Below are 22,108 nucleotides of genomic sequence, written 5' to 3'. Positions count from 1 at the left end.
GCAATCTTTTATTTGCTACTAGCAATGTTAGGCGTATCGTTTAGTTTTTTGTATAACGCTGGCAGTTCGCTCTCAGCAATCGGTTTGCTGTAATAAAACCCTTGCACAATATAACAATTATTATTTTGCAAAAACTCTACTTGTTCAATCGTTTCAACCCCTTCTGCAACTACGTCTAATTTAAGCTTTTGCGCCATGGCTATAATAGCGGCGGTAATTTCCATGTCATTAGAATCTGCAGGGATATCTTTTACAAACGAGCGGTCAATTTTTAATATGTCGACCGGGAATCGTTTTAAGTAACTTAGCGACGAATAACCAGTACCAAAATCATCAATCGATATTGAAATACCCAGTGCTTTTAGTTCGTGTAACTGCGTAATGGCAGCTTCAACATTGCCCATTAGCATACTTTCGGTAAGCTCCAAGTGTAACCGCTTAGCACTTACCCCTGTTTGTTTTATAATACTGCTGAGCATGGGCACTAAATTAGCGTCTTTAAACTGACGTGCCGATAAATTAATAGATACGTTGTTATCTCGTCCAGCTTGCGCTAAACGCACGGCAAACTCGCACGATTGCTGTAATACCCACTCACCGAGTTCCACAATGAGCCCTGTTGCCTCAGCAATAGGAATAAACTTGGTCGGCGATATAAGCCCTTCTACTGGGTGGAACCAGCGTAGTAGCGCTTCATAGCCTACAACGTGCTGAGTTAAAGAGTTTATTTGCGGCTGATAATAAACCTCAAACTGTTTTTCTTTAATCGCATGGCGTAATTCGTTTTCAATGAACAGCCTTTCATTGGCAGCCGCGTTAAGCTCTTGGCTATAAAAGTGGTAAGTATTACGCCCTTTGGCTTTTGCCTCATACATTGCTAAATCAGCATGTTTTAAAAGCTGATCTTCTTCTAGGCTATCGTAAGGGGCCATTGTAATACCAATACTAGCGCTGACTATTACTTCGTTATTGCCAAGCTTTATAGGCACATTAAGTGTTTTTTGAATAGTATTTGCGACATCACTGGCATGCTCTTGGCTTTCAATACCACTGAGTAATACAGCAAATTCGTCGCCCCCTAGGCGGGCAATTGTATCTTCGGCGCGTAAGCGTGCTTTAAGGCGGTTAGCAACTTCAATTAGTAACTGATCGCCTGCATCGTGGCCTAACGTATCGTTAATGCGCTTAAATTCATCTAAATCAAAGTAAAAAAGTGCAAACGCATAATGGCCGCGCTCAGCCAAAGCCATTGATTTACGCAGCTGCATTCTAAAAAATGTTCGGTTTGCTAAGCCCGTTAACGTGTCAAAGTACGCAAGCTGCTCCATTTTGCGCTGGCTTTCTTTAACAAACGAAATATCTTGTGCGGAGGCTACATAACTGGTGATCTCACCGCCATCTTCGCGAATAGGAGAAACACTTAACGATACCCAAATAGGCTGTTTATCATTGCCCTGAATCAAGGTATCACCACGCCAGTAGTTTCTACTGCGAAGGTCGATATTGATATCTTCAACCAAAATGGCCATCTCAGATGCGATAATATTCAACAGCGGCGCGCGGTTAAAGTGGCTCTCTGGGTAGCCTGTCATCTCAAGCATTTTGGGGTTAACGTATTCTATAACAAAGTTTTCATCGGTGATCACCACACCGGTTCCTGAGAAGGCAACGGCTTTAGAGAGCCTATTAGCGGCTTTCTCGGCAATTTCTTTTTCTGTAATTCGCTGGTTTAACCCATCTATAAGCTTACGAATTTCTACGGTCATATCTCTAAATGAGCCGTTTAGCGTGCCTATTTCGTCTTTGTTCTCTGGCGGGAATTCGGTTAGTAATTGCCCTTTACCAAAGCCAGTAACTGCATGTACTAATGTGTGAATTCTGCGAAGCACTAGCTGATACAGCGCTTGGTGTAACAATAAGGCAACCAAGACCGCATAAAGCACAAACAAGCCAAAAAACTTCAGTTTTAAATCTTGCAGAGCAGAGAGCGTTGATGAGCGTTTTTTATAAACCCCAATATACCAGTCTAATTTATCAATTTTACGAATATTAATAATGTGTGCTTCATCGTTTTGTACAAACGAATTAGCATACTCTGGTAATTTCATGGTAATTGCTTCATTTATAATGGCTTGCAATTGCGGATTAACAAATTCGTTTGTTGTTATTGTTTTATCTTTGCTGCCATAACTTGCTTGTAGCGCTGGGTTAAGACTCGGGTGCGCAAGCAGTTGGCCTTTTTTATCAAATACCAGTAAATGTTTTTCTTTATCGCCCACAGGTAAAAATGAAATCAACGTGTTTAAATCTATATCGCTGCCGGTCACCCCTAAAAATTCATTATCAACATACAAGGGGACAAGCAAACTAATAACCCATTTATGCCATACTTTATCGTAATAAACCTTAGACCACACAGGTTCTCTGCTGGGGTTTAAATCACTTTGTACATACTTAAATGTTGCACCATTAGAGCCTCTGAGTTCAGCCGGTGCGTTTAACGCCCAATTGGGAGGCGAGACACGGATGAAATCGTCTTTGGTGATCATATAAAAATTAAAAAAGTCGTGAATTAAGGTTGGTGAAATGACTTTCCATAACGACTCTGAGTTATTAAATAAACGCTTATAAAAAGGAGAATAATGCTGCTGAGGAAGAAATGCGGCTGAAAGGCCGTCGCTCGATGCACTGCGTATAGTGCCGTCGCTATTAAATTGTAACTGGGTTTTGTTAGATAAATTGATTGCTGAACTATCACTAAATAGCTGCTCCGACACAACATTATTAGCCTGTTTGGCAACGGCTGATTTTGTTTTGATTAGTGCGTCAAATTGCCTGATAAGTAATTCGGTGGAGCTTTTAAGTACTTCATGCTCTTCGAAAACTAATTGTTTTTCTTCAGATTTAAGCATCAGCGCGGCAGCACACACACCGGCAATTAAACAAATTGCAGATATAAGCAACGACAGCTTTACACTTAAAGAATTTAGTCCAAAACGCGATGGAGGGCGTCTATACACCACAGGCCAACCTTACTATTTTAGTTGTTGTTATTTTTAGCTAATACCTGAAATATACCAGATCCCTATTCATATTTATAAACTATTTGTAAATTTTATCTAAATGTTAGCTAGGAGCTGATAATTATTCATTATGTCTATTTAAACTGGCTTGCTTGTTGACTTTGCTAGTAACACCTCATACATTAACAGCATGAAAATTATCTTATCTTGCACTTTTTTTTCTTTTTTTAGCTTCTTTATATAAAAGAGGCTGAACTGTTTGTGAGATAAAATCAATCGAATAGCAAAGCCTCCCACTTGGGAGGCTTTTTTGTTTTAGTTGCACTAAGCAACTTATTTTTGGAATGAGGAAACCAAAATGACCAACGATGTTTTAAACGCGCTCAGACACGATATTAACGAAATAGACTCTGATCTATTGGTGTTATTAGCTAAGCGCCGCCGTATTAGCCACGGTGTTGTTGAGTATAAAATTGCGAATAACAAACCGATTCGTGATGAAGCGCGCGAACTAGCCTTACTCGAAAAGCTGATTGGTTATGGCAAGTCGCTTGGTCTAGATGCGTATTATGTAAATAACGTTTTTCAAACCATTTTGGAAGACTCTGTGCTGCATCAGCAAGCCATGCTGCAAAAAAACTTAAACCCCGATGCATTAAGCGAAACACATCGCGTTACTTACTTAGGCGGGCAAGGCACGTACAGTCAACTAGCATGTCATAAATACTTTAGCCGCCGCCCTGGCAAGTTAGTCGAAATTGGCTGTACCTCGTTTGATGAAATTACGGGCAAAGTAGAAAATGGCCAAGCAGATTTTGGTTTGCTGCCTATAGAAAACACGAGCTCGGGCAGTATTAACGAAGTATTTGATTTATTACAACATGCTCAAGTATCAATTGTAGGTGAAGTTACACACAGTGTAGAGCACTGCTTACTTGCTACCCCAGATACTGAATTAAGCCAATTAACCAAAATTTATGCTCATCCTCAGCCATTTGCTCAATGTAGTCGCTTTTTACAAGGCCTCGGTGATTTACAACATGAAACCTGTGATTCAACCTCAAGTGCTCTACAGTCAGCTTTAAATACGCCAAATAGTGCGGCTATTGGCTCAGCGCAGGCAGGTAAAAACGTTGGCCTTGAAGTGATTAAATCAAACCTTGCGAATCAAAGTGAAAACCACAGCCGCTTTATCGTTGTGGCGCGCAAACCTCTGCAAGTATCTAAACAAATACCGACTAAAACCAGCCTTATAATGGCTACTAAACAACAAGCAGGTTCATTGGCTGATGCGTTAATGGTGTTTAAGCAACATCAAATAAACTTAGTTAAACTAGAGTCTCGTCCTGTACCGGGTAACCCGTGGGAAGAAGTGTTTTATGTAGACTTAGAGGCAAACCTTGCCGATAGCCAAGTACAACATGCCTTAGAGGAGCTAAAAGAGCATACTCAATATGTGCGCGTTTTAGGCTGTTATCAAAGTGAGTCTTTACAAGCTGTGAGTGTAAATACCTAACCTAACACGCAAATACTAAAAAGGGCCTAAGTAGGCCCTTTTTTAATCGCTCATTTAAAATGCTTTCAACGTATAGCTTAAGTAACTACACATTTTTAACCCTTTTAATCTAATACCTTGGCGTCATTTGCTTTATTTAGCAGGCTACGGCTTTGCGTTAAAAAGTGCGCGGTAGAGTCTGAAAAATACGCTTTAGCATCAGCAAATGCATCGATGAGTGCGCCTTTATCTCCCGCTTTTAGCTTTTCAAGAGTTTGTGCAAAGGTCTCTTGATACTGCGCTAATAAACTCTCAACATTATCAAACTGGGCCAACATTATATCTGAGTATAGCTCAGGAGATTGCGCAAATAAGCGCCCTACCATCATCAACTCTAACTGATAAATAGGAGACGAGCAGCTTCTTAGTTCCTCAAGCGTATGGCTTTGCTTTGCTAAAAACTGCCCATAAACAAAGGTCGTTAAGTGGCGCATTACTTGTATTATTTGCATAGCTTCATCATGCTTTTTAGCATCTAGCTCAACAAGTTGGCAACCCCATACTTGCAACTGCTGCAGTAAGCCTTTTGCAGCATCATGCGCTCGGCCTTCACACACAACAACAGTTTGTTTAACCCAGTGAGAAATATCAGGGCCAAACATAGGGTGCAGGCCAACAACGGGCCCAGAGTGCGCCGCCTTTAATGCCTTAATGGGTGATTGCTTAACTGAGGTAATGTCAACAAGCAAACAGTCATCATCAAGTTTAGGTAGCTTAGCAACAACGGCCACAAGTGCATTGATAGGCACGCTGATCATCACTAATTTTGCGCCAGCTAAAATGGCTTTAGCATCGTTTTGCTGATCTTTATCTAAAATCTTAACTTCATAACCTGAACGAATAAACTGCTGAGCAAATAACTGGCCCATTGCCCCTTGCCCACCTACAATTACAATAGGTGATAAATCAGGAGCTGCACAGGCAAGTTTAGCTTGTTGGTTTTGATAGGCTTCGCGCATCATGCGCCTTAATATGTCTTCAACAAGTTCAGGGCTGACTCCTTGTTTAATCGCTTCATCACGACGAGCAGCGAGCAAAGCAGCTTCTCTTTCAGGGGCATGCAGGGGGGCGCCATTTTGCTGCTTAATAGCACCAATTTTTTGGGTTATTGCATTTCGCTTTGCAAGTAAAGCAACTAATTGCGCATCGCACTCATCTATGCCATCTCGTAATTGTGATAAATCACTTAATTCAGCCACGTTTCTCATTCCACCTATAAACAACTCATTTCGTAAATATATATTTACATTTAAGTAAACTAATCAATACGTTAAATACTAACAGGATCAAGTATGGGTTAAAAGGCTAATGTAGCAACGCGAGTGAAGATTACGTAATACTGAGGGATGCTTTTGTGAAGAGGTAGTATGTTATTTAATGCTTAAAAACCAAAACGGGTTGCAACCGTGAGGCTGCAACCCGTTTTCTTTGCGTTGATAAACAGCGCGTATTAGTTAAGTTTTTCTCTAATACGTGCAGATTTACCAGAACGCTCACGTAGGTAGTAAAGCTTAGCACGACGAACCGCACCGCGACGCTTAACTGTTACGCTATCAATAAGAGGGCTGTGCGTTTGGAATACACGCTCAACACCTTCACCGCTCGAAATTTTACGAACTGTGAATGCTGAGTGAAGACCACGATTACGCTTAGCGATTACAACACCTTCAAAGGCCTGTAGACGCTCTTTGTTACCTTCTTTTACACGTACCTGTACAACTACTGTATCACCAGCGCCGAATGCTGGTACGTCTGTTTTAAGCTGCTCTTCTTCAAGCGCTTTAATAATATTTTGGTTTACTTTTGCCATTATGTTTCTCACTTTCCTAGGTGTAACTGTCTTCTAGCCACAAGCTTTTTGGTACTCTTGCTGAAATTGTGCGAGTAATACCGCTTGCTCCTCAGTCAGAGCTAGGTTATGCAACAAGTCAGGACGTCGTAGCCAAGTTCTGCCTAATGACTGCTTAAGCCGCCATTTTGCAATCTCTTGGTGGTTTCCACTGAGTAGTACAGCAGGCACCTGTTTGTCGTCCAATGTTTCTGGCCGTGTATAGTGAGGACAATCTAGCAAGCCATCCGAAAATGAGTCTTGCTCTGCTGACTGGTTATGACCTAACACGCCTGGCACTAATCTCGCTACTGCATCAATTAATGTCATGGCAGGTAATTCACCACCACTCAAAATAAAATCACCAATTGACCATTCTTCGTCAACGTATGACTCTATTATTCTCTCGTCTATACCTTCATAGCGACCGGCAATCAAAATCAGCTTTTCAGAGTTTGCGAGTTCGCTAGCCCCTTGCTGATCTAATTTGCGCCCTTGCGGGGACATATAAATTACTTTTGCGCCATCACCTGCCGCTTTTTTAGCGTCAAGAATGGCTTGTTTTAATGGTTCAACCATCATTAACATACCTGGGCCGCCCCCGTAAGGACGGTCATCTACGGTTCTGTGCTTATCTAAAGCATAGTCACGTGGATTCCAGCAGTTAAAGTCAATTAAGCCATTTTTCACTGCGCGACCAGTGACACCTTGGTGTGTAATAGCATCAAACATGTCTGGGAAAAGGCTTATCACCCCTACCCATAATGAACTAGTTTGAGTCATTAAAACCCAGGATCCCAGTCTACGGTAATTTCTCTCGCTTCGTATTTAACTTCTTTAATTACTGAATCAGTTAAAAAAGGAATCAAACGCTCAGCTTGACCAAATGCATCTTTACTGTTTGCCTTAACAACCAGTACGTCATTCGATCCTGTCTCCATCAGGTCATCAACAGTGCCTAAATTGTAACCTTTATCAGTTACAACCGACATGCCAATGAGATCTCGCCAATAAAACTCGCCTTGCGGGAGTTCTGGTAATTGCGCTGAATCAACAGATATTTCTGCATGGGTATAAGCCATTGCTTCGTCTCTGTCGTTTACTTGCGCAATTTTAGCGATAAAGCCTTTGTTGTGGCGACGCCAGTCGACCACTTCTAAGGTCTGCCATTTACCTTGTTGCCCTATCAACCACGGGCTGAAATCGAAGATCCCTTGGGGATCATCAGTAAATGAATGTACCTTAAGCCAGCCCTTTATACCATATGGGGCACCGAGCTTTCCTACGACAATAATTGATGAGGTGTTCTCTTGACTCATGGTTACACTTACGCCTATTAAGCCGCTTTACGAGCGTCTTTAACTAACTTAGCTACACGATCAGAAAGACCTGCGCCCTGACCTACCCAGTGATCAACACGAGGTAAATCTAAACGAAGTTTTTCTTCTTGACCTGAAGCAATTGGGTTAAAGAAACCAATTTTCTCGATGAAGCGACCGTCACGCGAGAAACGGCTATCCGCAACCACAATTTGATAGAAAGGGCGTTTTTTAGCGCCACCACGTTGCAAACGAATAGTTACCATACCGTCCTCTAAATAGATTGACTGTTTTCATTAATAAGATTTACTCCCCAGTATGGGGAGCTGGGGAATTGTACGAGTTTTTAGCAACAATGCAAGTAAGAAGTGAAGCAAAAAGCCACTTTAGTAGGTTAAACTGTGATCTGAGCCACAATTAATAGATTATCATGCACCACGCGCATAATTTATTCAACAAAAAAGGGCCAATTAGCCCTTTTGTTATACATTATATAGCGGCTATTTAAGCGCTACATTAAAATTTAGGGCCACCGCCACCCATCATTCCAGGTGGTAACATGCCTTTCATGCCGCGCATCATTTTTTGCATGCCGCCTTTACCTTTCATTTTTTTCATCATTTTTTGCATTTGCGTAAACTGTTTTAGCAGTTTATTTATCTCTTGTACCTGTGTACCAGAGCCTGCGGCTATACGTTTTTTACGAGAGCCTTTAATAATCTCAGGACGCGCACGCTCTTGTTTGGTCATAGAGCTGATGATTGCTTCCATTTGAATGAAGGTTTTGTCACCCATTTGGCCTTTTACAGCATCGGGTAAGTTTTGCATACCAGGCAGCTTATCTAGCATCGACATCATGCCACCCATATTTTTCATTTGCTTTAATTGCTCTGCAAAATCATCAAGGGTAAAGCCGTTGCCTTTAAATACTTTTTCAGCGACCTTAGCTGCTTTTTCCTTATCGACTTTCATTTCGACTTCTTCGATTAATGAAAGTACATCCCCCATGCCTAATATACGCGATGCGATACGATCGGGATGGAACGGCTCTAGTGCATCTGTACGCTCACCCACACCCATAAATTTAATTGGCTTGCCGGTAATATGACGAATAGATAAAGCAGCACCACCGCGTGCATCACCATCTGTTTTAGTTAAAATAACACCGGTTAGAGGTAGCGCTTCATCAAATGCTTTAGCGGTATTCGCCGCATCTTGACCCGTCATTGCATCAACCACAAATAATGTTTCGATTGGGTTGATTGCTTTATGAAGGTCTTTAATTTCGCCCATCATTTCGTTATCCACGTGCAAACGGCCGGCGGTATCGACTAAAACTACGTCTATAAATTTCTTTTTAGCATGAGAAATAGCAGCGGTGGCGATATCTACTGGCTTTTGCGAAATATCACTTGGGAAAAAATCCACGTCAACTTCGCTGGCAAGTGTTTCAAGCTGTTTAATAGCAGCCGGACGGTATACATCGGCACTAACAACTAGCACTGACTTTTTCTTACGCTCTTTTAAAAACTTAGCAAGCTTACCAACACTGGTTGTTTTACCCGCACCTTGTAAACCAGCCATCATAACAACGGCTGGCGGCTGTGCATTTAGGCTAAGCTCTTCGTTGGCTTCACCCATCGCTTTTTCAAGCTCTTCGCGCACTATTTTTATAAATACTTGGCCAGGGCTTAAGCTTTTAGTTACTTCAACACCTACGGCACGTTCTTTAACTTGCTTTACAAACTCGCGAACAACAGGCAGCGCAACGTCAGCTTCTAAAAACGCCATACGTACTTCACGTAGCGTGTCTTTAATGTTGTCTTCTGTTAAACGGCCGCGGCCACTAATATTTTTTAAGGTTTTACCTAATCGTTCTTGGAGGTTCTCAAACATGTAACGGTTCCGATAAGACGTTTATATTGACCCAATAAGCTCACGCTTATTTGCATTTTACTTATTAGATGGGAGCAATAGTATTAAATTTCAATTAAAAACAGTATACCGTAAATGATGGCGCACAATACAGTATTGAAGCACAGCTTATTGAGTTTCTTTTTTTAGGTCTATGCAATTGCTTTGCTATAAAATACAATGTGCTTATAACAACAAGAATTATTTGACTCTAATTATAAGTGGCCCAAGCACAATGCTGATTATTAGTTTAACTATTATTGCCAGTTTATTTTATGTGTTAGCAACGTCTCACGTGTTAACACGCCTGTTTCATCAACAAGGTCCTAGCCAAAAGGTAACGGTTATTTTAAGTACCGTGGCTATACTAGCGCACATGCTGCTGTTGGTTAATTCGGTGTTTCGCTCCGACGGGCAAGATTTAAGTATTGTTAATGTTGCACTGCTGACCTGCTGGGTTATTGTGGTGTCGGTTACTGCGGTGTCGTTAAAGTTCCCTGCTACATTGCTGTTACCGGTCGTCTATGGCTTTGCAGCCCTACTCACCATTGCGAGTTTGTTTATACCGCACCATATTTTATTACAAAGCTTTAATATTGAAATAGGCCTTATCACACATATATCGCTATCACTGTTAGCATATTGCGTGTTAATTATTGCCACTTTATACGGCGTGCAGTTTTACTTTATTGATAAACGCTTAAAACGTAAAGATTTAGCAATTGTGCATAGCCATTTACCACCATTAATGGTGGTAGAACGTCAGCTCTATCAACTATTAAACTTAGGTACGGTGTTACTTACCTTTGCCTTATTAACAGGGTTTGTGTTTTTAGATGGGATGTTTGCAAAAGAATTTATCCATAAAACCATTTTATCGCTTGTCGCATGGGTTATTTTTGTCACTGTTGCGCTTGGGCACATGAAAAAAGGCTGGCGTGGTAAACCTGTGGTTATTACCATCATGGTCGCTGCATTTATCCTCACACTTGCTTATTTTGGCAGCCGTTTTATACAAGAAGTGGTGTTAAATAAGTTTTAACTTGACTCTGTCAGCTCACTCTAGCTTAATACGCATTGGTTTATAAAAAAAGGATCCATCGTTGGACGACATATCGACAAGTACCTTGTTTATCATTTTAGGTTTATTGGTGCTTTTTTCTGCTTATTTCTCGGGTTCAGAAACCGGGATCATGTCAATTAATCGTATACGCTTGCGCCACCTTGCAAAAGAGGAACATCGCGCAGCTAAACGAGTCAGTAAATTACTTAGCCGTCCTGATAGACTCATTGGCCTAATATTAATTGGTAACAACCTTGTAAATATCGCTGCCGCCCAGGTAGCCACTATCATTGGTATTCGTTTATACGGTGATTTAGGTATTGGTATTGCAACCGGTGTGTTAACGCTAGTGGTACTAATATTTGCAGAAGTAACCCCAAAAACGCTTGCTGCGTTGTACCCTGAAAAAGTAGCCTTTCCAAGCTCTATTATTCTCAAAGGGTTACTCAAAATACTATTCCCATTCGTGGTTGTTGTTAACTGGATGACCAACGGTATTTTACGTCTATTTGGTATCAGCTCAGCACAAATAGATGAGCACAGCATGAGTAAAGAAGAGCTTAAAACAGTGGTAAATGAGTCAGGCGCATTACTGCCAGCTCGTCACCAAAGCATGCTGACCTCTATTTTAGACTTAGAGCAAGTGACCGTTGAAGATATTATGATCCCTCGTAACGAAATAGTGGCGATTGATATTAACGACGATTGGAAGCTCATTAGCCGCCAATTAACTCATGCTCAGCACACCCGTGTATTACTTTATCGCGACAATATTGATGACGCGGTAGGTTTTATCCATTCGCGTGACGCTCTTCGTCTTTTAACCAAAGAGCAATTTGATAAACCGTCATTATTGCGTGCTGTACGTGAGATTTACTTTATTCCTGAGGGGACATCCCTAAATACCCAGCTATTAAAGTTCCAACAATCAAAAGAACGTATTGGTATAGTGGTTGATGAATATGGCGACATACAAGGTCTCGTAACCCTTGAGGATATTCTTGAAGAAGTGGTTGGCGATTTTACTACCACGCAAACACGTACGCCAAGTGAAGAAGTGACCACACAAAGCGATGGCTCTTACCTTGTTGATGGCGGCGCTAACGTGCGCGACTTAAACAAAGAGATGGGCTGGGAGTTTCCTCTTGATGGCCCTAAGACACTCAGCGGTTTAATTGTGGAATACCTAGAAGATATTCCAGATGCTAATTTAAGCCTTAAAATAGCCGGCTACCCTGTTGAGGTGTTAGAGGTAAAAGAGAATATGATAAAACAGGTAAAAATTAAGCCAAATCAACGTAAGTTGTAAGTGTAAATAATGCATTAAAAAAGGAGCCTTGGCTCCTTTTTTTGCTTTTAAGATATGTTGTTAGCCAAAAAGCAGTCGCTCAAACCAGCCTTTATCAAGCTCCTCTTCACAACGTTTAAGCTGCGCACCATAACGGCTTGCACGGTGTTTTACTTTATTAGCCACACTCATTAGCCACTTTTTCTTTTTATAGGTACCGCGTTTATAACCGCCCCACCCTTCGTGATAATTTAAGTATTGGGCATAAGCATCCCATTTAGAGATACCATTTACTTTATGTGTTTTATAAACAAACCATGCCATAAAGTCGATTGCATCGTCAAAATCATCTCTGTCAGCCCCACTGTTACCCGTTTCACGAATATAGTCAGACCAAGTTGGAGTTTTTGCTTGTGAGTACCCGTAAGCATCACTGGCACGCCCAGTAGGAATTATCCATAAAAAATACTCCATGGGTGGTGCGGCATCATGACGAAACGAACTTTCTTGGTACATCATGCTCATAAGAACATGTTTAGGTGAGCCCCATTTTTCTTGTGCATCTTTTGCATCAAAGTACCAATCTGACTTTTCTTCAAAAATTTTACAAAGATCATTAGGTTGCTTTGGCGGCGCAGTGGCACACCCAGCTAAAGAGAGGGCAAAAGATAAAATAATTGCATTTTTTTTCATTTTTATAAGATCTATCTCACTGAACTTTTTAAAAAAGCGTGGGTCTGAGTATATGAATGCAGCAGTATAGCATTGTTTCATCCCTGAAGAATATTTACGCAGCCACCTTGGGCTGCGTTTTTTTTGCTTAAAAAAACTTAAGCGGGTGCTTTGGCATTAAAATATTCATCTAAAAAGTCAGTAAAGCTTAGCTTGTCGGCGCGCTCTATTTCTTCTCGCGCTTTATCCGAGAGAACAACTTGTTGCTCTAGCCATTCTTTAGAAAACACATTGTAGTTGGCTTGCGCATGGCTTTGCTTATATTTATTAGCCAATTGAATAGCAAATAAACCGTTATCTATACCCGCACTTTCTAGCTCGCGCACATAACGCCCTGAAAAAGTCAGCGCAGGGTTATCAACCCAAGTAGCCATTTGTGCGATGGTTTCGCTGTAATAGGTCACCCCATACGCCTTATCCATATGCTCAGCGACTTCACTTAGTTGGTCAAAAATTTCTCCCCCCCAACTTTGTAACGTACGCTGTTGGTTGTTGTCGTTAAGCATAACACCTAACTGACGCCCCTGATTAACCACTGTGTCTAAATTCTCGGTGCTGCGGGCTTGCTCTTTCCACTGCATTTCTGGAGAGTCTTTCAACAAACAATACGTTAAAAACACATCTAAAAAATGAATTTGCTCTATATCAATGCCCGTTTCACTAAACGGGTTTACATCCAGCGCTCTAATTTCAACATACTCAATGCCTGCTCTTAATAATGCATCCGTTGGTTTTTCACCACTTTTAGCATTACGTTTAGGGCGGATCGGCGAATAAAATTCGTTTTCGATTTGCAGAATATTTTTATTAAGCTGCTTAGGTGTTGCTGTGGTGTAGTCATCAATATCGCCGTATAAGTCAGAAGGCGTGTTGATTGCTTTTTTAAGCCCAGCAACGTACTCATCAAGCGAGTTATACATTACGCGTAATGAAGATTGCGCACTGTTGGTGTAACCTAAATCACCCAAGCGTAGCGCGGTGCCTACTTCTAAATAAAGTGTGCCTTTACCTAGCTTTTTAAACGGTAGGTCAGTTTTGCGACCTTGTAAAAAAGAATTACATAATGCAGGTGAGGCACCAAACAAGTAACTAATTAACCAAAGCTCGCGTTTAAAATTACGAATAAGCGCTAAATAACCATCCGAAATAAATGCTTCTAGGCTTTGCTCACTTTGCTTTAAGGTGTGTAAAGATTGCCAAAGTGTTTCTGGAAAAGAAATATTAAAATGAACACCCGCAATCGCTTGCATCATACTACCGTAACGGTTTTTTAATCCTTCACGGTATAGGGTTTTCATACGCGCAGTATTTGAGTTACCAAATTGAGCCAGTACGATGTCATCTTGATCTTCAATAAAGCATGGCATACTGATGGGCCATAAAAGCTCATCACCCATGTGCTCAAGTGTAAACTTTTGCAGGTCTTTTAATTGCGCTAAGGTTTCTGTTGCTGATTCACTAACAGGGGTAATAAATTCAAGTAATGACTCTGAAAAGTCGGTAGTAATATGTCCGTTTGTTAATGCACTACCTACGCCTTTAGGATGTCCTAAAGTGGAAATGGCGCCATTACCTTTAATACGCAACGACTCTCGCTCAATACCCCGTTTGATCCCTTTAATTGCGTGCTGATGCGGTGTTGCTGATAACGCGTTTAGCGCGCTAGATAAATCATGTATAGTCAAAAAATGCTTCCTCGGCCACGTGGCTTAATCATAGGGTTATGGGGGCTAATTGCCCATACTCAAGATTAAATTGTTAAGAACAATATAATTTTTCAAAATTTTTAGCTATTTACCCTGTTGAGCATGCGCTTGATACAATAAGCATCAACCAGCAAGCTAATCTTGCCACTGCTCACGCTAATATACAATCGCTTTGCTAGGGCGTGTTGGCCTTTGTGAATTGAAATTTGTCCAAACTAAGGGCGATTCAATTGCGGCGCGATATTTGTAACCTAATGGGCTCGATTGCGTTATTCTAATGACTTACATCCATGTAAGAATAAGTAAAAACCGAACAAAGCTTTCGCGTCCTGCTCTTACCCCTTGCCTAAAAACCAAACACACTGCTGTAAATTCAGCCACCAAAAACCCTCACGCCCCAAACATAAAGACCCTGAATTAATAGATTTCACTTCATAAGCTTTAACATTTTAAACGCAGTATTTGATATAGATCATAAAAAGTCGCAATTTTGATGACAATTTTATTTAGCGCAGCGCCTTTACTTCACCTCCTTTTGTTTACCCAATACAATGACAAGTTAATTAAAAAGGATGGTTAAAACTAACATGCGTCATAATCAAAGCTTAATAAATGAAGAGGTTCACTTTAGTGATGCTCAGCAATTGGTATCCACGACCGATTTACGAGGAGTCATTACGTATGCAAATAAGGCATTTAGCGATGTAGCAGGCTTTAATGCCCAGGAGCTCGTTGGTAAAAATCATAATATTGTGCGTCACCCAGATATGCCCAAAGCAGCATTTAAAGAAATGTGGAGTACGCTAAAAAGCGGCCACTCATGGCGCGCCATAGTAAAAAATAGATGTAAAGATGGGCGCTATTACTGGGTTGATGCATTTGTAACCCCTATCTTTGAAGGTGATCAGTTAGTTGGCTATCAATCTGTACGTACAAAACCAGATAAAAAACATGTTTTAACAGCCCATAAACTATACGAAAAATTAAATAGCGGTAAAGCCGCTTTTAATTTTAAAGAGCGCACACACTTGCGCCAAATGCTTACGTTAGCCGTTGTATTTAGCTGGCTAATAATGAGTGGGTTTGCCTTTTCAACCATGGCAGCGGTTATCAACGTATTAATTTGCGTGTTTATTTTGGCCTTAAATTATCAAGAGCTAGTGGCAACCCCTGCTAAATTAAACACCTATAAACAGCATTCTGACTCTATCTCGCGCTATGTTTTTTGCGATAACTCGCCGCTAAGTGTGAGTGACTATAAAGAGCAAATGTTACTTGCTAAGCTCAGAACTGTATTGGGGCGCGTAAAAGATGCTACCTATGCCTTTAATAACATTGCTGAAAACCTAGATGATAAATCGACGCTCACCGAAAAAGGCATTGAGGCGCAAAGCACACAGCTTACACAAATCGCCACTGCTATGGCGCAAATGACCGCCACTATTGGTGAGATTTCGAATAGTACAACAACTACCGCCGACAAAGTTAATTCGACTCAGCACAGCTGCGCGGATATAAAACAACATATTGCTGATAACAAAAAAATGGTATCGGAGCTGGCAACCCACGTAGATCATGCTGCCAATACGGCTAATAACCTCGCGCAGGAAGCAGATAAAATAGGCCAAGTAATGAATGAGATAGAAGGTATTGCTGAGCAAACTAATTTACTAGCGCTTAATGCTGCAATAGAAGCCGCAAGAGCAGCCGAGCATGGCCGTGGTTTTGCCGTAGTTGCTGATGAAGTACGTGCCCTTTCTTCTCGTACGCAAAGTGCTACGGGGCAAATTCACAGCTCGATTAAAGATATACAAGATACATTGGTTAATTGGTCAAAGGTAATGCAAAGTACAAAACTACAAGCTGAGGGCTGCGTACAAACAACCGAGCAAACACACCAAGAGCTCGATAGTATATTCAATCAAATTAGTGAAATAGCTTTGCTAACAAATAGTATATCGACGGCTGCAGAGGAGCAGCAGATGGTGAGCCATGATATTGCTAATAATGTAGATAATATAAAAGAGGTGAGTAACGAAAACTTAGCTTTAAGTTTTGACGTTGCTAAAGATGCCGCAGAATTAGTTGCCGGCTCTCAAAAAGTAAACAACCTACTTTATACATTTAAAGTATAAAGCAATGCAATAAGCCGCCTGCTTGGCGGCTTATTGTGCGTCTAGATTAGCGTTTTGAAAAAATCAGGCCCTGCTCGTTTGCATCTATCACGACAATATCGCCAGGGTTGTACTCTCCCCCTAATAGCTGCTGAGCCAGTGGGTTTTCGATTGTTTGCTGAATAGCTCGTTTTAATGGCCGAGCACCGTAAACAGGGTCGAACCCGCTAGAGGCTATTTTTTCAAGCGCCGCATCACTGATCTCTAATAAGTAGCCCATTTCTGTTAAACGCTCGCGCAATTTAACAAGCTGAATATCGGCAATTTCTTTAATATGCTCATTGGCAAGTGGATGAAATACGACAGTTTCATCAATACGGTTTATAAATTCTGGCCTAAATTCATTAACGAGCACATTCATAACTTTGCTCTTAAGCGTTGCGTAGTCGTTCGTGCCCGCTTGCTCTTGAATAATATCTGAGCCTAAATTTGAGGTCATAATAATAACCGTATTTTTAAAATCAACCGTGCGCCCTTGCCCATCAGTAAGGCGGCCATCATCGAGTACCTGCAATAAAATATTAAATACATCGGGATGCGCTTTTTCTATCTCATCAAGCAAAATTACAGAATAAGGCTTACGGCGAACGGCTTCGGTTAAATAACCGCCTTCTTCGTAACCAACATAACCGGGAGGCGCACCCACTAAACGTGCTACAGCGTGTTTTTCCATAAACTCTGACATGTCGATACGCACCATGGCATCTTCTGTATCAAACATAAAACCTGCAAGCGCTTTAGTAAGCTCTGTTTTACCCACCCCAGTTGGTCCTAAAAATAAAAATGACCCTATTGGTCGATTAGGATCGGCAAGCCCCGCACGAGAGCGTCGTATCGCATTCGCGACCGCAACAACTGCTTCGTCCTGCCCTATCACTTTACTGTGAAGTTGCTCTTCCATTTTTAACAGTTTTTCTCGCTCACCTTGCAGCATTCGCGATACAGGGATCCCGGTCCAACGAGAAAGTATTTCTGCAATTTCGTCCTCGCCTACTTGGTTTTTTAGTAAGCTCATTTCTTGCATTTCAGCTTGCGAGGCTAAATCAAGTTTTCGCTCAAGCTCTGGAATTCTTCCGTATTGCAGCTCCGACATACGCTGTAAATCGCTTGCTCGGCGGGCAACCTCTAAATCAAGGCGCGCTTGTTCAAGCTCAGCCTTAATTACTTGCGTGCCTTGTAACGAGGCTTTTTCTGCATTCCATACTTCATCAAGCTCTCGATATTGCGCTTCTAAGTCGGTGATGAGTTGCTGCATTTCGCTGCGCCGCTTTTGGCTTGCATCGTCTTTTTCTTTAGCTAAAGCGTTATCTTCAAGTTTTAATTGAATAATACGGCGCTCAAGCTTATCTAAAGACTCAGGCTTAGAATCTATTTGCAAACGAATTGACGAGCCAGCCTCGTCAATTAAATCAATGGCTTTATCTGGTAATTGTCGGTCACTAATATAACGGTGCGATAAATGCGCAGCGGCGACAATTGCCGGGTCAGTAATATCCACCGAGTGATGTAACTCGTAGCGCTCTTTTAAGCCGCGTAAAATGGCAATGGTGTCTTCAACTGAGGGCTCTTCAACCAATACTTTTTGAAAACGACGCTCAAGTGCGGCATCTTTTTCTATGTATTGGCGGTATTCATCAAGCGTAGTGGCGCCCACACAGTGTAGCTCCCCTCTAGCAAGCGCTGGCTTTAACATATTGCCAGCATCCATAGCGCCGTCGGTTTTACCTGCGCCCACCATAGTGTGAATTTCATCAATAAATAAAATCACTTGGCCTTCTTCTTTAGCCAGCTCGTTGAGCACCGATTTTAAACGCTCTTCAAATTCACCACGGTATTTAGCACCCGCCACCAGCGCGCCTAAATCTAGCGATAAAACACGCTTGCTTTTTAGGCCCTCTGGCACTTCGCCATTTATAATGCGCTGCGCTAACCCCTCTGCAATGGCCGTTTTACCTACCCCTGGCTCACCAATAAGCACGGGGTTATTTTTAGTACGGCGCTGCAAAACTTGAATCGTGCGACGGATTTCGTCATCTCGCCCAATAACGGGGTCGAGCTTACCTTGCTCTGCGCGCTCGGTTAAATCAATGGTGTATTTTTCAAGTGCTTGTCGGGTTTCTTCGGCGTTAGGGTCATCGACCTTTTGGCCACCGCGAATTGCTTTTATGGCACTTTCTATTTTAGTTGCAGTGATATTAAGCGCTCTAAAAATATCACCTAAAGGGCCTTTGTCGTCACAGGCAGCTAATACAAATAATTCGCTCGAAATATACTTATCTTTACGCTTTTGCGCGTACTTATCACATAAGTTAATAAGCGAAGCCATATTATTAGAAAGCTGTACGTCGCCCCCTACTCCTTCGACTTTAAACAGTTTTTCTATTTCTTGAGAAAGCTTGGTGTTGAGCTCATCCGCACTCACGCCTGCTTGGGCAAGCAAGGCGCGTACGCTAGAGCCATTTTGCTGTAAAAGCGCATACATTAAATGTACGGGTTCAATAAATTGATGATCGCGCCCTAATGCTAGCGACTGAGCATCTGAAAGCGCAGATTGAAATTTACTTGTGAATCTATCTAAACGCATGAGGGTTTACCTATTTAATAAACTAATTGCTTAATAAATGGGTATGTTAATAGAATTGTTCAAGGTGTTAAGAAGAATATTGTGGGGAAATAGTGTTTTATTTGCGCCAGATCAAACTTGCCATACGTCCTGTTTTACCTTCTCGCCGATAAGAGAAAAACAATGATGGCTGAGAAACAGTACAATAATCGCCTCCGCTAATATTAATAACGCCTAATTGCTCAAGCTCAATGCGAGCGATTAGGTAAATATCGCACAAGTATTTATTATTGCTTTGTAATTTAAACGCCTCTTTAAACAACGAGGATTTTGCAATAAATCGCGTAGCAACCTCGGCACCAACTTCAAATTGCTCAGCACCAATAGCAGGCCCAAGCCACGCATATATTTGCTTACTAGGCGCGCTAAAACAGGCAAGCGTATTTTTTATGATCCCTTTTTCAAGGCCGCGCCAACCACCATGCACTGCTGCAACTTCATGGCCATCATGACTTGCAAACAGAATAGGCAGGCAATCTGCACTCATAATAGCAAGAGGCTGATTTTTAACTTTTGTATACAACGCATCAGCACTGTGTAATGTTTGAAAATTAAAATCTGCATCAACGCAGAGCACATCGCCACTATGCACTTGATTAAGCCACAGTGGCGGGTTTGGCAGGGATTGCTCAACCAAAGCACGGTTTTTTAGCACATGCTCTGGATCATCATCAACATGTAGGCCTAAATTTAAGCTATTAAAAGGCGGCTTTGACACGCCGCCTTCTCGGGTGGTACTGAGCGTACCTACCGAGGTTAAATTAGGCCAAGGTGCTGACAAAAAAGCCATTAATACTCTATGTTAGGGTTAGCTTTGGTATCTTCTCTAAGCACCTGAGTCATTGCCACCATGTCATCTGGAATAGGCGCTTGCCAGGTCATCATCTCGCCCGTAATAGGGTGCGCAATACTCAATTTTACTGCGTGTAAGGCTTGGCGATTAAATGTACGTAACATTTCAAACAGCTCTGGCGTAGCACCTTTAGGTGGGCGCGGACGGCCGCCGTAGGCTCTATCGCCAATTAACGGGTGGTTTATATACGCCATATGAACACGAATTTGGTGTGTACGTCCGGTTTCTAGGCGAAGGCGTAAACGTGTATGAGCACGGAATTTTTCAGCAACACGGTAATGTGTAATAGCAGGCTTACCCATTTCGTGAACTGCCATGTGTGTACGCTGCGTTGGATGACGGCCAATCGGCTTTTCAACCATGCCACCTGCGGTCATGGTACCATTACATAAAGCTTCGTATTCACGTGTGAAGTTTTCGCGCTTTTGCAGTGCTTTAACTAAGTGTGTTTGCGCCTGAATAGTTTTAGCCACCACCATTAAGCCTGTGGTGTCTTTATCTAGACGGTGCACAATACCAGCACGCGGTACGTTAATAATATCCGGAAAATGATGCAGCAATGCATTTAGCACTGTGCCATCTGGGTTACCTGCACCTGGGTGAACGACTAGGCCCATAGGTTTGTTGATAACCAAAATATCATCATCTTCATAAACAATGTTTAATTTGATATCTTGTGCTTCGTATTCGCGTGGTGCTTCAATGCTGGTTTCAACATTTACAACTTCACCACCGAGTAGTTTTTCTCGAGGTGTGTTATAGATTTCACCGTCAACGGTGATTTTATCATCCAATATCCATGTTTTTATACGTGAACGTGAATAATCAGGGAACAATTGCGCTAATACTTGGTCTAGACGTTTACCACCTAACTCGGTAGGAACCTCGGCTTGAAGTGAAATTTGTTCTGACATTAGTAACTTTACCCAATTTACCAGTGCAAGCTGTGCCTGACTGGGTTAGAATCGCTTTTAATAAAAGCATAATATAATACGCATAGTTTACTCGGTTTTACCGCCGTGGCCTAGCCGAAGACATCGAAGGTAACAAATAAAATGATAAATAAAATAGGGAAACGTGCATTCGCCATTGTTTTTTCAGCTTCTGTACTTACTTTAGGGGCCTGTTCTTCTGCGCCTGACCAAGAAGATATCCAACGCGTTCCTAACAAATCTGCACACGCTTTGTATGAAGATGCAAAACAAACGCTCGACTCTGGTTTATACGCCCGAGCAATTGAGCTGTTAACCGCTATTGATTCACGCTACCCATTTGGCCCTTTCTCAAAGCAAGTACAAATGGATTTAGTGTATGCCCATTACCAATCAGGTAATACAGAGCAAGCCTTAGCGACCATTGACCGCTTTATTCGTTTAAACCCAAACCACAAAGATTTAGATTACATGTACTACATGCGTGGCTTGGTTAACATTAAAGCAGATAAAAATGCCTTCCAAGAGTATTTTGGTATAGACAGAGCTGACCGCGATGCAAACCGTACACGTGTTGCATTTACCGATTTATCAACGCTTGTAAAACGCTTTCCAAAAAGTGATTACGCACCAGAGGCTAAACGCCGTTTAGTGTGGCTTTTAAACCGTATGGCGCGTTACGAGCTAAAAGTGGCTAATTACTACTACGAACGTGAAGCTTACCTAGCGGCCGCTAATCGTGGTAAGTACGTTGTTGAGCATTACTCGCAAAGCAGCTATTTAGAGCCTGCACTTGAGATGATGGAAAAAAGCTACGAAAAGCTTGGCCTGACAGATTTAAGTGAGCACGCAAGACTAACGCGTGAATACAATGAATCTAACAAATAAGAATGGCAGAGGTTTTTATTTAAACCTATGTTGATTGTTTAAAAGCCCTCTCTGAGGGCTTTTTTATTGCCTAAAAATAAGGCTAGTTGATGCCTGTGGCGCTTTTTAATACTTAGCGATTAGCCTTCGCATCACACGGAATATAACAATAGCAATTGCACTACATGCTTGTATAGCGCTTGTTCTAAAGAGATTCACTGTTGATCTAAG

General features: G+C 41.7%; 17 protein-coding genes. 5 read left to right on the top strand and 12 right to left on the bottom strand.

Going from position 1 to position 22,108, the window contains the following annotated elements:
- Positions 1-8: 8 nt before the first annotated feature.
- The gene (locus tag AN390_RS03940; protein WP_173644025.1) at positions 9-3,023 is read right to left on the bottom strand and encodes an EAL domain-containing protein; all 3,015 of its coding nucleotides are present in this window, start codon (positions 3,021-3,023) and stop codon (positions 9-11) included.
- A gap of 358 nt (positions 3,024-3,381) precedes the next feature.
- On the opposite strand from AN390_RS03940, the gene AN390_RS03935 reads away from it, so the two are divergent.
- Positions 3,382-4,539, top strand: a complete 1,158-nt coding sequence (locus tag AN390_RS03935; RefSeq protein WP_055253024.1) for a chorismate mutase — start codon at positions 3,382-3,384, stop codon at positions 4,537-4,539.
- Between the two features lie 104 nt (positions 4,540-4,643).
- Here AN390_RS03935 and tyrA read toward each other — a convergent pair whose 3' ends face one another.
- The 6 genes from tyrA to ffh all read right to left on the bottom strand — a co-directional run bounded on the left by tyrA (position 4,644) and on the right by ffh (position 9,621).
- Positions 4,644-5,777, bottom strand: a complete 1,134-nt coding sequence (tyrA, locus tag AN390_RS03930; RefSeq protein ID WP_055253187.1) for a bifunctional chorismate mutase/prephenate dehydrogenase — start codon at positions 5,775-5,777, stop codon at positions 4,644-4,646.
- Positions 5,778-6,028: 251 nt separating this feature from the next.
- Positions 6,029-6,388 carry a 50S ribosomal protein L19 gene (gene rplS / locus AN390_RS03925; protein ID WP_004587324.1) on the bottom strand — a complete coding sequence of 120 codons (360 nt, stop codon included), beginning with the start codon at positions 6,386-6,388 and terminating at the stop codon, positions 6,029-6,031.
- 33 nt (positions 6,389-6,421) lie between these two features.
- Positions 6,422-7,189 (bottom strand): tRNA (guanosine(37)-N1)-methyltransferase TrmD, encoded by a 768-nt coding sequence (gene trmD / locus AN390_RS03920; protein ID WP_004587325.1) that lies wholly within the window; start codon positions 7,187-7,189, stop codon positions 6,422-6,424.
- Positions 7,189-7,725, bottom strand: coding sequence for a ribosome maturation factor RimM (gene rimM, locus AN390_RS03915; RefSeq protein WP_004587326.1), 537 nt, complete (start codon positions 7,723-7,725; stop codon positions 7,189-7,191). The genes trmD and rimM overlap by 1 nt, the downstream gene beginning before the upstream one ends.
- 17 nt (positions 7,726-7,742) lie before the next feature.
- Positions 7,743-7,991 carry a 30S ribosomal protein S16 gene (gene rpsP, locus AN390_RS03910; RefSeq protein ID WP_004587327.1) on the bottom strand — a complete coding sequence of 83 codons (249 nt, stop codon included), beginning with the start codon at positions 7,989-7,991 and terminating at the stop codon, positions 7,743-7,745.
- Between the two features lie 250 nt (positions 7,992-8,241).
- The gene (ffh, locus tag AN390_RS03905; RefSeq protein ID WP_024031859.1) at positions 8,242-9,621 is read right to left on the bottom strand and encodes a signal recognition particle protein; all 1,380 of its coding nucleotides are present in this window, start codon (positions 9,619-9,621) and stop codon (positions 8,242-8,244) included.
- Between the two features lie 253 nt (positions 9,622-9,874).
- Between ffh and AN390_RS03900 the strand changes: the two genes are divergently transcribed.
- Together AN390_RS03900 and AN390_RS03895 are read left to right on the top strand one after the other, a co-directional pair.
- On the top strand, positions 9,875-10,681 hold the full coding sequence (locus AN390_RS03900) for an inner membrane protein YpjD (protein WP_024031858.1): 807 nt from the start codon (positions 9,875-9,877) through the stop codon (positions 10,679-10,681).
- A gap of 61 nt (positions 10,682-10,742) precedes the next feature.
- A complete protein-coding gene (locus AN390_RS03895; protein ID WP_004587330.1) occupies positions 10,743-12,011 on the top strand; it encodes an HlyC/CorC family transporter in 1,269 nt (422 codons plus the stop codon).
- 60 nt (positions 12,012-12,071) lie between these two features.
- On the opposite strand, the gene AN390_RS03890 is transcribed toward AN390_RS03895, so the two are convergent.
- Both AN390_RS03890 and gshA read right to left on the bottom strand, forming a co-directional pair.
- Positions 12,072-12,683, bottom strand: coding sequence for a transglycosylase SLT domain-containing protein (locus AN390_RS03890; RefSeq protein WP_024031857.1), 612 nt, complete (start codon positions 12,681-12,683; stop codon positions 12,072-12,074).
- 137 nt (positions 12,684-12,820) lie between these two features.
- Entirely contained in the window at positions 12,821-14,407 is a 1,587-nt protein-coding gene (gene gshA / locus AN390_RS03885; RefSeq protein ID WP_055253023.1) for a glutamate--cysteine ligase, read from the bottom strand.
- Between the two features lie 608 nt (positions 14,408-15,015).
- On the opposite strand from gshA, the gene AN390_RS03880 reads away from it, so the two are divergent.
- Positions 15,016-16,563, top strand: a complete 1,548-nt coding sequence (locus AN390_RS03880) for a methyl-accepting chemotaxis protein (protein WP_055253022.1) — start codon at positions 15,016-15,018, stop codon at positions 16,561-16,563.
- Between the two features lie 46 nt (positions 16,564-16,609).
- Here the strand turns inward: AN390_RS03880 and clpB are convergent, their stop codons facing one another.
- From clpB to rluD, 3 genes are all read right to left on the bottom strand, one after another.
- Entirely contained in the window at positions 16,610-19,186 is a 2,577-nt protein-coding gene (clpB, locus tag AN390_RS03875) for an ATP-dependent chaperone ClpB (protein WP_004587334.1), read from the bottom strand.
- Positions 19,187-19,283: 97 nt separating this feature from the next.
- Positions 19,284-20,015: a peptidoglycan editing factor PgeF gene (pgeF, locus tag AN390_RS03870; RefSeq protein WP_055253021.1), complete on the bottom strand. Its 732-nt coding sequence runs from the start codon at positions 20,013-20,015 to the stop codon at positions 19,284-19,286.
- On the bottom strand, positions 20,015-20,992 hold the full coding sequence (gene rluD / locus AN390_RS03865; RefSeq protein WP_004587336.1) for a 23S rRNA pseudouridine(1911/1915/1917) synthase RluD: 978 nt from the start codon (positions 20,990-20,992) through the stop codon (positions 20,015-20,017). The genes pgeF and rluD overlap by 1 nt, the downstream gene beginning before the upstream one ends.
- 141 nt (positions 20,993-21,133) lie before the next feature.
- Here rluD and AN390_RS03860 point away from each other — a divergent pair, with 141 nt between their 5' ends.
- On the top strand, positions 21,134-21,898 hold the full coding sequence (locus AN390_RS03860; RefSeq protein ID WP_024031852.1) for an outer membrane protein assembly factor BamD: 765 nt from the start codon (positions 21,134-21,136) through the stop codon (positions 21,896-21,898).
- Positions 21,899-22,108 lie beyond the last annotated feature (210 nt).

The sequence above is a fragment of the Pseudoalteromonas sp. P1-11 genome, from assembly GCF_001399995.1.
Classification (GTDB): Bacteria; Pseudomonadota; Gammaproteobacteria; order Enterobacterales; family Alteromonadaceae; genus Pseudoalteromonas; species Pseudoalteromonas atlantica.
Note: the sequence above shows the minus strand (reverse complement) of the source record. Positions and strands in the feature narration are given on the sequence as shown.